At 72.6% G+C, this 13108-nt stretch carries 10 protein-coding genes and 1 pseudogene; 10 read left to right on the forward strand and 1 reads right to left on the reverse strand.

Annotated elements, in window-relative coordinates:
- The first annotated feature begins 86 nt into the window (after positions 1–86).
- The 3 genes from ACFP3V_RS05865 to ACFP3V_RS05875 all read left to right on the forward strand — a co-directional run bounded on the left by ACFP3V_RS05865 (position 87) and on the right by ACFP3V_RS05875 (position 3154).
- On the forward strand, positions 87–1265 hold the full coding sequence (locus ACFP3V_RS05865; RefSeq protein ID WP_380580458.1) for a cysteine desulfurase family protein: 1179 nt from the start codon (positions 87–89) through the stop codon (positions 1263–1265).
- A 263-nt stretch (positions 1266–1528) separates the two neighbouring features.
- Positions 1529–2617, forward strand: a complete 1089-nt coding sequence (gene mnmA / locus ACFP3V_RS05870) for a tRNA 2-thiouridine(34) synthase MnmA (protein WP_380580460.1) — start codon at positions 1529–1531, stop codon at positions 2615–2617.
- A 12-nt stretch (positions 2618–2629) separates the two neighbouring features.
- On the forward strand, positions 2630–3154 hold the full coding sequence (locus tag ACFP3V_RS05875; protein WP_380580461.1) for an LOG family protein: 525 nt from the start codon (positions 2630–2632) through the stop codon (positions 3152–3154).
- On the opposite strand, the gene ACFP3V_RS05880 is transcribed toward ACFP3V_RS05875, so the two are convergent.
- Positions 3139–4989: an NAD-binding protein gene (locus ACFP3V_RS05880; protein ID WP_380580463.1), complete on the reverse strand. Its 1851-nt coding sequence runs from the start codon at positions 4987–4989 to the stop codon at positions 3139–3141. The two genes, ACFP3V_RS05875 and ACFP3V_RS05880, sit on opposite strands and share 16 nt — an antisense overlap.
- Positions 4990–5042: 53 nt before the next feature.
- Between ACFP3V_RS05880 and ACFP3V_RS05885 the strand changes: the two genes are divergently transcribed.
- The 7 genes and pseudogenes from ACFP3V_RS05885 to ACFP3V_RS05915 all read left to right on the forward strand — a co-directional run bounded on the left by ACFP3V_RS05885 (position 5043) and on the right by ACFP3V_RS05915 (position 13076).
- A complete protein-coding gene (locus ACFP3V_RS05885; protein WP_380580465.1) occupies positions 5043–5729 on the forward strand; it encodes an SDR family oxidoreductase in 687 nt (228 codons plus the stop codon).
- Positions 5730–5867: 138 nt separating this feature from the next.
- Complete coding sequence (locus tag ACFP3V_RS05890) at positions 5868–6899, forward strand: methionine synthase (protein ID WP_380580467.1); 1032 nt, start codon at positions 5868–5870, stop codon at positions 6897–6899.
- A 21-nt stretch (positions 6900–6920) separates the two neighbouring features.
- Positions 6921–9092 (forward strand): NAD-dependent DNA ligase LigA, encoded by a 2172-nt coding sequence (gene ligA / locus ACFP3V_RS05895; RefSeq protein WP_380580469.1) that lies wholly within the window; start codon positions 6921–6923, stop codon positions 9090–9092.
- 265 nt (positions 9093–9357) lie between these two features.
- Positions 9358–10905, forward strand: a pseudogene (locus ACFP3V_RS05900) (putative bifunctional diguanylate cyclase/phosphodiesterase); the annotation flags it as partial.
- A gap of 139 nt (positions 10906–11044) precedes the next feature.
- Positions 11045–11341, forward strand: a complete 297-nt coding sequence (gene gatC / locus ACFP3V_RS05905) for an Asp-tRNA(Asn)/Glu-tRNA(Gln) amidotransferase subunit GatC (RefSeq protein ID WP_380580471.1) — start codon at positions 11045–11047, stop codon at positions 11339–11341.
- A 5-nt stretch (positions 11342–11346) separates the two neighbouring features.
- Positions 11347–12840 (forward strand): Asp-tRNA(Asn)/Glu-tRNA(Gln) amidotransferase subunit GatA, encoded by a 1494-nt coding sequence (gene gatA / locus ACFP3V_RS05910; RefSeq protein WP_380580473.1) that lies wholly within the window; start codon positions 11347–11349, stop codon positions 12838–12840.
- Positions 12837–13076 (forward strand): hypothetical protein, encoded by a 240-nt coding sequence (locus ACFP3V_RS05915; protein ID WP_380580475.1) that lies wholly within the window; start codon positions 12837–12839, stop codon positions 13074–13076. Before gatA ends, ACFP3V_RS05915 begins: the two co-directional genes overlap by 4 nt.
- The last annotated feature ends 32 nt before the right edge of the window (positions 13077–13108 follow it).

The raw sequence follows: 13108 nt of genomic DNA on the forward strand, positions 1-13108 counted from the left end.
AGGGACGCCGTTGCGCCCTGTGCAATGGGGGACGCACCCGGTGCGCGGCAGAGTTGCCGAATCGATGCCAATAGACTGGGGCCGCCATGACCTACCTTGACCACGCGGCGACCACTCCGATGCTGCCGGAGGCGGTCCGGGCGATGACCGAGCAACTCGGCAGCACCGGCAACGCCTCAGCCCTGCACGGCTCGGGACGGCGGGCGCGGCGCGTGGTGGAGGAGTCGCGTGAGGCCGTCGCCGCCGCGCTCGGCGCCCGGCCCAGCGAGATCGTGCTGACCGGCGGCGGCACCGAGTCGGACAACCTGGCGGTCAAGGGCCTCTACTGGGCGCGCCGCGACGCCGACCCGGCACGGCGCCGGATCCTGTGCAGCCCGGTGGAGCACCACGCCGTGCTCGACGCCGTGCACTGGCTGGCCGACCACGAGGGTGCGCAGGTGGACTGGCTGCCCGTCGACTCCGTCGGCCGGGTCCACCCCGAGGCACTGCGGGAGGCGCTGGCGGCCGACCCGGACTCGGCGGCGCTGGTCTCCGTGATGTGGGCCAACAACGAAGTGGGCACCGTCCAGCCGATTCGCGAACTGGCGGCGGTGGCACAGGAGTTCGGCGTCCCGATGCATGCGGACGCGGTCCAGGCCTTCGGGCAGCTGCCGCTCTCCTTCGCCGACTCCGGCCTGGACGCGCTGTCGGTCACCGGCCACAAGGTCGGCGGCCCCTACGGCATCGGCGCCCTGGTGCTCGCGCGCAGCGCCGCCCCCACCCCGCTGCTGCACGGCGGCGGCCAGGAACGCGACGTGCGCAGCGGCACGCTGGACGTCCCGGCCGCGGCGGGTTTCGCGGCGGCGGCGCAGCTCGCGGCGGAGCGGCAGCCCCGGTTCGCCAGGGAGGTCGGGGAGTTGAGGGACCGTCTGGTCGCGGCCGTGCGGGAGGCGGTCCCGGACGCCATCCTCAACGGTGACCCCGACCCGGCGGGGCGGCTGCCGGCCAACGCGCACTTCTCCTTCCCGGGGTGCGAGGGGGACGCGCTGCTGATGCTGCTCGACGCCCGGGGCATCGAGTGCTCGACGGGCTCGGCCTGCTCGGCGGGTGTGCCGCAGCCGAGCCACGTCCTGCTGGCCATGGGCGTCGAGCCCGACCTGGCCCGGGCGTCGCTGCGGTTCTCCCTGGGGCACACCAGTTCCGCGGCGGACGTCCAGGCCCTGGCCGACGCCATCGCCCCCGTCGTCGACCGCGCGAAGCTCGCCGGGCTCTCCTCACGGCGATGACCCCCGCAGGGGCGCGGGGCTGGGGACGTGTGGGGCTCCGCCGCGTGGGCGCGGGCAACCCACCACCCGCGGAGGTCCGACTCCATCTGCGGGACGAACCTCCGCGGGTGGTGCGTTGCTCGCGCAGTTCCCCGCGCCCCTGGGGGGACTGCCGGGTTGCTCGCGTGCGGAGTCCTCGCGCCCCTGAGGGGGTTGCCCGGGTCGGTCGCGTGCCGAATCCCGCGCCCTGAGTCGGTGGGGGCTCGCGTAGGCTGGTAGGCACTATGTCTCTCCGCATCCTTGCCGCCATGTCCGGCGGTGTCGATTCCGCCGTCGCCGCCGCGCGGGCCGCTGAGGCCGGGCACGATGTGACGGGCGTTCACCTCGCCCTGTCCAGCAACCCGCAGTCCTTCCGCACCGGCGCCCGCGGCTGCTGCACGCTGGAGGACTCCCGCGACGCCCGCCGCGCCGCCGACGTCATCGGCATCCCGTTCTACGTCTGGGACCTCGCCGACCGCTTCCGCGAGGACGTCATCGACGACTTCGTCGCCGAGTACGCCGCCGGGCGCACGCCCAATCCCTGCCTGCGCTGCAACGAGAAGATCAAGTTCGCCGCGCTGCTCGACAAGGCGATCGCCCTCGGCTTCGACGCCGTCTGCACCGGCCACTACGCCCGGATCATCGACGGCGAGCTGCACCGGGCCGTCGATCCCGCCAAGGACCAGTCCTACGTGCTCGGCGTCCTCGACGCCGAGCAGCTCGCGCACTCCTACTTCCCCCTCGGCGACACCACCAAGGACGGCATCCGCGCCGAGGCCGAGCGCCGCGGCCTCGCCGTCGCGCGAAAGCCCGACTCGCACGACATCTGCTTCATCGCCGACGGGGACACCCAGGGCTTCCTTGAGCGGCGGCTCGGGAAGACCCCCGGCGAGATCGTGGACGTGGACGGCACGGTGCTCGGTGAGCACACCGGCGCCTACGGCTTCACCATCGGCCAGCGCAAGGGCCTGCGGATCGGCCGCCCGGCCCCCGACGGCAAGCCGCGCTACGTGCTGGACATCTCGCCGGTGAACAACACGGTCACCGTCGGCCCGGTCGAGGCGCTCGACGTCACCGGGCTGACCGGCATCAACTCCCGTTGGTGCGGCGGCACTCCGCCGATCGGGACCGCCCGGTACACCGCGCAGCTGCGCGCGCACGGCGAGGACGTCCCGGTCACCGCGGAGATCACCGCCGACGGCGGGCTCAGCGTCCGTTTCGACGAGCCGCAGCGCGGGATCGCCCCCGGCCAGGCCGTCGTCCTCTACGACGGCACCCGGGTCGTCGGCTCCGCGACCATCGCCACGACGGAGCGGGCCTCCGTCGGGGTGTGATTGCATGACCGGGTGAACATCACCGTCTTCTGCTCCGCCTACAGTCTCGACGAGCGCTACACCGAGCCCGCGCGCAAGTTCGCGCGGCTGGTCGGGGAGCGCGGGCACACCCTCGTGTGGGGCGGCTCCGACGCGGGGCTGATGGGCCTGCTCGCGGACGAGGTGAAGGCGGCGGGCGGGCGACTGGTGGGGGTGTCCGTGGCGTTCCTCGCGCACAAGTCGTACCAGGGCGCCGACGAGTTGGTGACCGCGGTCGACCTGCCGCGCCGCAAGGCCGAGCTGCTGGAGCGCGGGGACGCGCTCGTCGTCCTGGTCGGCGGCCTGGGCACGCTGGACGAGATCACCGAGGTGCTCGAGCTCAAGAAGCACGGCCACCACGAGAAGCCCGTCGTCGTGCTGGACACCGACGGCTTCTACGACGGCCTGCGCAGCCAGCTGCGCCGCATGGACGCCGAGGGCTTCCTGCCGCGACCGCTGGACGAGTTGGTCTTCTTCACGGACGAGGCCGAGCAGGCCCTGGCCTACCTCGGCGGCTGAGGCGGCTGGGACGCCTGCGGTGACTGCCGCCGTTGCCGGGCCAGACGGCGTGACTCCGACTCCAGCTCCTCCGGCGTGGGATAGGGCGCGTCCGGCTCCGCGCGCGGGGCGTGCGGGAGCTGTGCCGGGATCGGAGCGCTGACCGGCTCGCCCGGCTGGCGCTGCAGCAGCAGACCCAGGCCCTCGCGGGTGGCGGCCACCAGTGCCCGTCGACCCTCCGCCAACTCCGCGCCGTCACCGACGAGATGGGTGTTCCAGCCGCCCTTGTCACGGACGGCGAGGAAGCGCCAGGCGCCCTCGCGGTGCCGTGCCGGCAGCGTCCCGTCCGGCAGCGGCCGCACCTCGATGTCCGCCACCAGCAGCATCTCCCGCTTGACCGGGATGGCGGCCAGCACCTGACGGCCCATCATGGCCGCGGCGAAGGAGGGCGCGGCGAGGTACGAGACGCTGCGGCTGCGGGTCCGGGCCTCGGGGTGGGCACGGCGCAGCGCGTCGTAGACGGTGCGCGAGTAGTCGTCGTCGAACAGCCGCAGGACCGCGCGCAGGTCGGGGCGGTGCTCGCGGGCGTACAGCACCGCTTCCAGGTTGGCGCTGTCGTCGCTGGTCAGCGCCATCAGCGCGGAGCAGCGGGCGACCCGTGCGGCGCGGTAGGCGCTGAAGCGGGCGAACTCCCCGATGACGACCGGGATGTTGCGCTCCCGCGCCCGGCTCAGTCCGTCGGCCTGCGGGTCGCGCTCGACCACGACGACCGGGACGCGCAGGTCGTCCAGGCGGGTCATCACGCGGGTGCCGACCTTGCCCAGGCCGACGATGACGACGTGCCCGGAGAAGGTGCGCGGCACCCGGCGCAGGCGGGGGCCGTAGCGCAGGGTGCCCAGGTTCTCCAGCACCAGCGCGACCACCACGCCGAGGACGACGACGCCGGTGAAGATGGTCAGCAGCTGCAGCACCTGCCGGGCGGCGGAGCCGTCCTCCGCCGGGTTGCCCGCCGCGCCCAGGTCGAGCAGCACCAGCAGCAGCGACCGGAGCGGCGGCGTGCCGGTGGCCTCCCAGGTGGCCAGGGTCAGCGCGATCACCAGGCCGAGCAGGCTGAGCGCCGCGAGCTGGAGCCGGCGTGAGAAGACCGTGCGCAGCACGGCGATCGCCCGCCGCCCGCGGGCGGGCGGCGGAGCGCCGGGATCGTGGCGCAGCCTGATCACCGTCACGTCCGCGCGGGACGCGGGCGGTGTGTCGACGGGCAGCAGGTTGCTGTCCTGCTCGGTGAGCAGCGCGAGGCGGACGCCGTTGCGCTCGCGGTCGTCGGGCTCGTCCACCTGGAAGACGGAGAGGGTGCCCCCGTCGGCGGGGATGACCTGGCGGCGCTGGGGCAGCGCGGCGGAGACGAGGGCGGGCGCGGCCATGTCGGACGCGGACAGGACGGCGGTGGAACCGCCGCCGCCCAACTCCAGCAGCCGGCCCAGGCGCTTGCCCAGCCGCTGGTTGAACACACGCAGTACGAGCCGGAGTTGGGCGTTCAGGCCGCGAGCGAGCAGGGCGGTCTTCACGACCGCGGCGTCGTCGTCCATGACCACGGCGAAGGCGGTGGCCTCGGCGATCCCGGCGGCCTGCAGCGTGGTCTCGTCGGGCGCACGGCCCGCGATGACCCGGACGGTGTCGTCCTCCGTTGCCAGCGCGACGAGTTGGGGGCCGTGGCCGGAGCCGGGCTCCGGGACGATGAGGGTGATCCGCTCGCCGTAGAGGTGGATCAGCTCCAGGGCCAGACGGTGCGTCAGCGGGTCGTTGCCGCAGACGATCATGTGGCCGGAGTGAGGCGGCGTCGCCGGTGCAGTGGTCACGTCAGCCATGCTGCCGCAGGGGGACGGGTGTTGATCGTGATACTCATGAAGTCATGGGCACTCATCTCATCACCGGGGCAGGATCGGGCATCGGCGCGGCGGTCGCGGAGCGCCTCGCCGAGCGCGGCGAGGAACTGTGGCTGCTGGCCCGTGACGCCCGCCGGGCGGCGGAACTGCGCGAACGGTTCCCCGGCGCGCGGACGCTCGTGGGCGACCTGGCGGAGCCCGGCAAGCTGTCCTGGGCGTTCAGCCACCAGCCGCAGCCCGAGCGGCTCGACTCCCTGCTGCACGTGGCCGGGGTGGTGGAGCTGGGCCCGGTGGCGGACATGGGCGTCAAGGTCTGGCAGGACACGCTGAACGTGAACCTGCTGGCCCCCGCGGAGCTGACCCGGCTGCTGCTGCCCACGCTGCGGGTGAGCAAGGGGCATGTGGTCTTCGTGAACTCGGGGGCGGGCCTGAACGCCCATCCCGAGTGGGGTGTGTACGCGGCGTCGAAGTTCGGCCTGCGGGCGCTGGCGGACTCGCTGCGGGGAGAGGAACGGACGCATGGCGTCCGCGTGACGAGCGTGTACCCGGGGCGGACGGCGACGCCCATGCAGGCGAAGGTGCACGCCCAGGAGGGCAAGGAGTACGACGCCTCGGCCTGGATCGACCCCGGATCGGTCGCCACGGCGGTGCTGACGGCGATCGACCTCCCCCGCGACGCCGAGATCACCGACCTGACCGTGCGCCCCAGTTAGCCCCGTCAGGGGCGCGGGGAACTGCGCGACCAGCCCACCACTCGGGGAGGTCCGGCTCCATGTGCGGGACGGACCTCCCCGAGTGGTGTGTTGCCCGCGCAGTTCCCCGCGCCCCCAAGGTGTTGCCGGGTTGCTCCTATGCTTCAGGACGTGACGACGTTTTCGCAGTTCCCACAGCCTGAGGGGCCACCGGCCAGCGGGGTCGGGTCGATGCCCGGGACGGATGTCCGGGAAGCGGTGAAGACCGCCCTCGGCGCGATGGAGGGTTCGCTCGGGTTCCTGCCGGAGCTCCCCGCACGGGGGCCGGGGGCGGACATGATCGGGCGGGGCATGGGCCTGCTCGTCGAGCTCTTCGCGCGGGTGGAGCCCTCCGGCTGGCGCATCGGCGACCATCCGGGGCGGGACACCCGGCGGGCCCACGCCTACCTCCGCGAGGACCTGGACACCCTGGAGGAGTTCGCCCAGGAGTGGACCGGCCCGCTGAAGGTCCAGGCCGTCGGGCCGTGGACGCTCGCCGCGAGCGTCGAACTGCCGCGCGGCGAGAAGGCGCTGGCGGATCCCGGCGCGGTGCGCGACTTCTCCGCCTCCCTCGCCGAGGGGCTGCGCCTGCACCTCGCGGACGTGCGCAAGCGGGTGCCGGGCGCCTCCGGGATCGTCGTCCAGCTTGACGAGCCGTCACTTCCCGCCGTCCTTGCCGGGCAGGTGCGGACCGCCAGCGGCTGGCAGCGGCTGCGGGCGGTCGATCCCGGGGTCGCCCGCGAGAACCTGGCCGCCGTGATCGGCGCCGTGGACGCGCCCGTCGTCGTCCACTGCTGCGCGCCGGACGTGCCGATCGACCTGCTGCGCCGAGCCGGGGCGGCCGCGGTCTCCCTCGACTTCTCGCTCCTGACGGAGCGTAGCGACGACGCCGTCGGCGAGGGGGTGGAGTCCGGGCTGGTGCTGTTCGCCGGTGTCGTCCCGCCGCTTGAGCCGGGCTTGTCGGACCCTGCCGGTAGTGTCACCGGTGTCAGGACGTTGTGGCGCAGGCTGGGGCTCGATCCGGCCCTGCTCGCCCGGCACGTCGTGGTGACTCCGAGCTGCGGGCTGGCCGGGGCCTCCCCGGCGTACGCGCGGCGTGCCCTGCTACACAGCGTCACCGCGGCGAAGAGCCTTTCCGACAATCCCGAGTAGTCCTGAGTAGGGGGTCTTACGGTGACGGACCACGACGACGTGCGTGTGCGCCACGCGAAGCTGGCTCAGGAGATCGAGGAGCACCGCTTCCGCTACTACGTGAAGGACGCGCCCACCGTCAGCGACGCCGAATTCGACCGCCTGATGCGGGAGTTGGAGGCGATCGAGGAGGCCAACCCGGAGCTGCGCACGCCCGACTCGCCGACGCAGAAGGTGGGCGGCAGCTACTCCAACGAGTTCGCCGCGGTCACCCACCTGGAGCGGATGCTCAGCCTGGACAACGCCTTCAACGACGAGGAGTTGGACGCCTGGGCCGAGCGGGTCGAGAAGGAGCTGGCCGGCACCGGCTTCCACTACCTGTGCGAGCTCAAGATCGACGGCCTGGCCGTCGACCTGGTCTACCAGAACGGCCGCCTGGTTCGCGCCGCCACCCGCGGTGACGGCCGCGTCGGCGAGGACGTGACCGCAAACGTGCGCACCATCGGGGAGATCCCGCGCGAGCTGCGCGGCGACCAGGGGCACCCGGTGCCCGAGCTGGTCGAGGTGCGCGGCGAGGTCTACTTCCCCATCGAGGCCTTCGAGGAGCTGAACGCCGCCCGTGTCGCCGCGGGAGAGGACCCCTATGCCAACCCGCGGAACTCGGCGGCCGGTTCGCTGCGGCAGAAGGACCCGAGGATCACCGCCCAGCGGCCGCTGCACATGATCGTCCACGGTATCGGCGCCCGGCAGGGCTTCGACATCCAGCTCCAGTCGCAGGCCTACGAGCTGCTGCACGCCTGGGGTCTGCCCACCGCCCGGCACAACGCCGTGGTCTCCACGCTGGCCGAGGTCAAGGCGTTCATCAAGCGCTTCGGGGAGCAGCGGCACAGCGTCGAGCACGAGATCGACGGCGTGGTCGTCAAGGTGGACGAGATCGCCCTGCAGGGGCGCCTCGGGGCCACGTCGCGGGCGCCGCGCTGGGCCATCGCGTGGAAGTACCCGCCGGAGGAGGTCAACACCAAGCTGCTGGACATCCGGGTCAACGTCGGCCGCACCGGCCGGTGCACGCCGTACGCGGTGATGGAGCCGGTCAAGGTGGCCGGATCCGAGGTCGAGTACGCCACCCTGCACAACCAGGACGTGGTCAAGGCCAAGGGCGTGCTGATCGGCGACACCGTGGTGCTGCGCAAGGCCGGTGACGTGATCCCGGAGATCCTCGGCCCGGTGGTGGACCTGCGCGACGGCAGCGAGCGCGAGTTCGTGATGCCCAGTCACTGCCCGGAGTGCGGCAGCGAGTTGCGGCCGATGGCGGAGGGGGACATCGACCTGCGCTGCCCCAACGCCCGCTCCTGCCCGGCGCAGATCCGCGAGCGGGTCTACTACCTGGCGGGCCGCGAGGCGCTGGACATCGAGGGTTTCGGCTATGTCGCCGCCACCGCGCTCACCCAGCCGCTGGAGCCGGCCGACCCGCCGCTGGTCAACGAGGGCGGTCTGTTCGACCTGCGGTTGGCGGAGCTGCTGCCGATCCGCTCGGTGGTGCGGGACCAGGACACCGGCCTGCCCAAGCACGATCCGAAGACCGGCGAGGAGAAGGTGGTCACCTTCTTCGCCAACCAGAAGGGCGAGGCGAAGAAGAACACGCTGCTGATGCTCGACAACATCCAGGCGGCCAAGGAGCGGCCGCTCTGGCGGATCATCAACGGGCTGTCGATCCGCCATGTCGGCCCGGTCGCGGCCCGTGCCCTGGCCCAGGAGTTCCGCGACCTGGACCGGATCGCCGCGGCCTCGGAGGAGGAGCTGGCGGCCACGGAGGGCGTCGGCCCGACCATCGCGAAGGCCATCATCGACTGGTTCGCCGAGGACTGGCACCGCGAGATCGTCGAGAAGTGGCGGGCCGCCGGCGTGCGGTTCGTGGAGGAGTCGGCGGGGGAGGCCACCGGGCCGCGACCGCTTGAGGGCCTGACCGTGGTCGTCACCGGCACGCTCAGCGGGTACACCCGCGACGGCGCGAAGGAGGCGCTGACCGAGCGCGGCGCCAAGGTGACCGGCTCGGTGTCGAAGAAGACCGACTTCGTCGTCGTGGGCGACAACCCCGGTTCCAAGTACGACAAGGCCATCCAGCTCAAGGTCCCGGTCCTGGACGACGACGGCTTCGCCGTGCTGTTGGAGCAGGGCCCGGACGCGGCGCGGGAGGTGGCGGAGATCGGGGCCTGAGCACGGGACTCGGGGCCCGGGCCGTTGGAACGGGGCAGGGGACAGCCGCTCCACAACTGACGGGTCGTTATCTCACTTAACGCCATGGGCAATTCCGGCATAGTCGGAACAATGCGGATGGTTCGCCGTGAGAAAGGACACCTCTCGGTTACAACCAGTCCCAAGTTCCTCCCCAGCCGGGAGACCCCGGCCTACGCTGGGCATCACGCTCGGTGTCCGCCGGGTGAGCGGGGACTGATTGGGAACACCCATGGAGCGCACGCCCAGGGCCGCTGTGTTGAGCGGAGTGCTGGTGGCCGGCGCCGCGGCGTTGGTGCCGCTCGCCCTGCTCACGGCCAGTCAGCAGCCTTGGCTGCTGCCGCTGTTCCTGGCGCCGATGGCCGTGCTGTTCACCGCCTGGCGGATGTCCCGGGGCTGGCGCCGGGACCAGGTGACCGACCTGTTGACCGGGCTGCCGAACCGGGACGCGCTGCGCCAGGCCGCCGCCGACGCGATCGGCCGGCCGGGCGGGGTGGCGCTGATCCTGCTGGACCTCGACCGCTTCCGCTCCCTCAACGACACGCTGGGCCATGACGCCGGAGACCGGCTGCTGGCCCAGGTGGGCGTCCGGCTGCAACGGACCGTCAGCGCCCCGGGCGCCGTGGTGGCCCGGATGGGCGGCGACGAGTTCGCGGTGCTGCTGCCCGGCCCGCCCCGGGACGTCGCCCGCGTCGCGCGGGCGCTGAGCGCGGACCTGGCCATGCCGTTCCACCTGGACGGACTGCAACTGGTCATCGAGTCGAGCGCGGGTGTAGCGCTCCACCCGGAGCACGCCGAGGACGCGGAGGCCCTGCTGCGCCGCGCGGACGTTGCGATGGCGCACGCGCAGCGCAACCGGAGCGGGGTGGAGGTCTACCGGGCCGGGCAGGAGGAGGACACGCCGCTGCGGCTGGGTCTCCTCGGCGATCTGCGGCGCGCCCTGGACCTGGGCGAGGTGCAGCTGCACTACCAGCCGAAGGTGGCCTTCGACGGGCACGTGGTCGGGCTGGAGGCGCTGGTGCGCTGGGACCGCGCGGGTCGCGGACCGGTCAGCCCGGAGGAGTTCGTGGGGCTCGCCGAGTCGAGCGGGCTCATGCCGCATCTGACGGACTACGTCCTGGAGGCGGCGATCGCGCAGATCGCGGAGTGGCGCGCGGAGGGCATCGAGGTCCAGGTCGCCGTCAACGTCTCGCCTCGGGACGTCCTCCGTCCGGGTTTCGCGGCGGGGGTGGCGGACCGGCTGGCGCGCCATCAGGTACCGCCCGGAGCGCTGCAGTTGGAGATCACCGAGCGGCTGCTGCTGGAGGACGGACAGCTGGCCGCGGAGACGCTGGAGGAACTGCGCGGGCACGGGGTCGGCATGTCGCTCGACGACTTCGGCACCGGCTACTCGTCCCTGGTGCGGCTCCGCAGGCTGCCGGTCGGGGAGTTGAAGATCGACAGGTCCTTCGTCAGCAGGATGGTCGCGGACGACCACGACGCGGCGGTGGTGCGGTGCAGCGTGCAGTTGGCGCACTCGCTCGGGCTGACCGTCGTCGCGGAAGGCGTCGAGGACGACGAGACGTGGGAGGTCCTGCGGGGCCTCGGCTGCGACGCGGTCCAGGGCTGGCTGGTGTCCGCGGCGCTGCCGGCGAGTCAGGCGACGGACTGGCTGCGCTCGCACACCAGGCTGGCAGCCCCTCAGCAGGCGTTGGGGGTGCCTCCTGTCGTGGCGGCACCCCCGGCCGAAGGCTGGGGGAGCGCGGGGGAGGAACTGCGCGAGGAGCCGTGCGCGACGAAGAGCGTCGAACTCTGATTGCCGCGATGCTCGGGCCGTGCACGGTTGCTCGCGCGGTTCCTCGCGCCCCCGGCCGTGCTCGGCGGGGCGAAAACGGCTTGGGGACTGCCCATAGACTGGGCGGGACGAGACAGAACTAGCCCCCGAGGATTCCCGCATGCCTGGCATTACGCGCGAGGAGGTCGCCCACCTCGCCCGGCTGTCGCGGCTGGAGCTCAAGAGCGAAGAGCTGGACCACTTCGCCGAGCAGCTGAACGACATCGTGGAGGCGGTCGCCCGCGTCAGCGAGATCGCCGCCGAGGACGTCCCGCCGACCTCGCACCCGCTGCCGCTGACGAACGTCATGCGCGCCGACGAGGTGCGTCCGTCCCTGACGCCGGATCAGGTGCTCGCGGGCGCGCCCGCCGCCGAGGAGCAGCGCTTCCGGGTACCGCAGATCCTCGGGGAGGACTGAACCGCATGTCCGAGCTGATCAAGAAGACCGCGGCCGAGACGGCCGCAGCCGTCGCCGCCGGCGAGGTCTCCGCCGTCGAGGTCGCCCAGGCGCACCTGGACCGGATCGCCGCCGTGGACGAGAAGGTCAACGCCTTCCTGCACGTCGACACCGAGGGTGCGCTCGCCGCCGCCCGCGCGGTGGACGCCAAGCGCGCCGCTGGCGAGGAGCTCGGCCCGCTGGCCGGCGTCCCGCTCGCGCTCAAGGACGTGTTCACCACGCGGGGCGTGCCGACGACCGCCGGCTCGAAGATCCTCGAAGGCTGGATCCCGCCCTACGACGCGACTCTGACGCGCCGTCTGAAGGACGCCGGCATCGTCATCCTCGGCAAGACCAACATGGACGAGTTCGCCATGGGGTCCTCCACCGAGAACTCGGCCTACGGCCCCACCGGCAACCCGTGGGACCTGACCCGCATCCCGGGCGGCTCCGGTGGCGGTTCCGCCGCCGCGCTCGCCGCGTACGAGGCGCCGCTGGCCATCGGCACCGACACCGGCGGCTCGATCCGCCAGCCGGGCGCGGTGACCGGCACGGTCGGCGTGAAGCCGACCTACGGCACGGTCTCCCGCTACGGCCTGATCGCCTTCTCCTCCTCCCTGGACCAGGGCGGCCCCTGCGCCCGGACCGTCCTCGACGCCGCCCTGCTGCACGAGGCCATCGCCGGCCACGACCCGCTGGACTCGACCTCCATCGACGCGCCCGTGCGCCCGATGGTCGAGGCCGCCCGCCGGGCCGACGTCAAGGGCCTGCGGGTCGGCGTGGTCAAGGAGTTCGGCGGCGAGGGCTACCAGGCCGGCGTGATGCAGCGCTTCCACGAGTCGGTGGAGCTGCTGCGCTCGCTCGGCGCCGAGGTGGTCGAGGTCTCCTGCCCCTCCTTCAGCTACGCGCTGCCGGCGTACTACCTGATCGCCCCCTCCGAGGCCAGCTCCAACCTGGCCCGCTTCGACGCCATGCGCTACGGCCTGCGGGTCGGCGACGACGGCTCCCGCTCGGCGGAGGAGGTCACCGCGCTGACCCGCGAGGCCGGCTTCGGCGCCGAGGTCAAGCGCCGGATCATGCTGGGCACCTACGCGCTCTCCTCGGGCTACTACGACGCCTACTACGGCTCGGCCCAGAAGGTGCGCACCCTGATCACCCGCGACTTCGAGCGCGCCTTCGGCGACGTGGACGTACTGGTCTCGCCCACCACGCCGACCACCGCCTTCCCGATCGGCGAGCGTGCCGACGACCCGATGGCGATGTACCTGGCGGACCTGTGCACCATTCCGTCGAACCTGGCGGGCAACTCGGCCATGTCGGTCCCGGTGGGACTGGCCCCGGAGGACAATCTCCCGGTCGGCCTGCAGATCATCGCCCCCGCCCTGGCCGACGAGCGGCTGTACCTGGTCGGTGCGGCCGTGGAGGCGGCACTCAACGACAAGTGGGGACACCCCCTGCTGGAGGAGGCACCGGCGCTATGAGCAAGGCCAAGCAGCTCGCAGGCTTCAAGCACTCGAAGCCGGGGATCTACCTCGGCATCGGCAGCAGCGCCTTCGGCGCCTTCGGGATCGTCAAGGACATCCGGAAGGCCAAGTCCGAGGGCGACACGCTCCGTCTGATCAACGCCGCCGTGGGCGCGCTCGCCCTGGTGACCGGCACGCTGCTGCTGGTCCGCGAGCTCCGCCAGCTCGGCAGCGACGACATCCTGGCCGACTGACCGACCATCAGTAGTAACGAAGGGGACGCCCT

Origin of the sequence: Streptacidiphilus monticola, from assembly GCF_042658505.1 — a bacterium.
Taxonomy (GTDB): domain Bacteria; phylum Actinomycetota; class Actinomycetes; order Streptomycetales; family Streptomycetaceae; genus Streptacidiphilus; species Streptacidiphilus monticola.

What these genes read in the sequence shown, in the direction of transcription:
- ACFP3V_RS05865 (WP_380580458.1), top strand. Translation starts at nt 87, where the DNA reads ATGACCTACCTTGACCACGCGGCGACCACTCCGATGCTGCCGGAGGCG.
- mnmA (WP_380580460.1), top strand. Translation starts at nt 1,529, where the DNA reads ATGTCTCTCCGCATCCTTGCCGCCATGTCCGGCGGTGTCGATTCCGCC.
- ACFP3V_RS05885 (WP_380580465.1), top strand. Translation starts at nt 5,043, where the DNA reads ATGGGCACTCATCTCATCACCGGGGCAGGATCGGGCATCGGCGCGGCG.
- ACFP3V_RS05890 (WP_380580467.1), top strand. Translation starts at nt 5,868, where the DNA reads ATGCTTCAGGACGTGACGACGTTTTCGCAGTTCCCACAGCCTGAGGGG.
- gatC (WP_380580471.1), top strand. Translation starts at nt 11,045, where the DNA reads ATGCCTGGCATTACGCGCGAGGAGGTCGCCCACCTCGCCCGGCTGTCG.
- gatA (WP_380580473.1), top strand. Translation starts at nt 11,347, where the DNA reads ATGTCCGAGCTGATCAAGAAGACCGCGGCCGAGACGGCCGCAGCCGTC.
- ACFP3V_RS05915 (WP_380580475.1), top strand. Translation starts at nt 12,837, where the DNA reads ATGAGCAAGGCCAAGCAGCTCGCAGGCTTCAAGCACTCGAAGCCGGGG.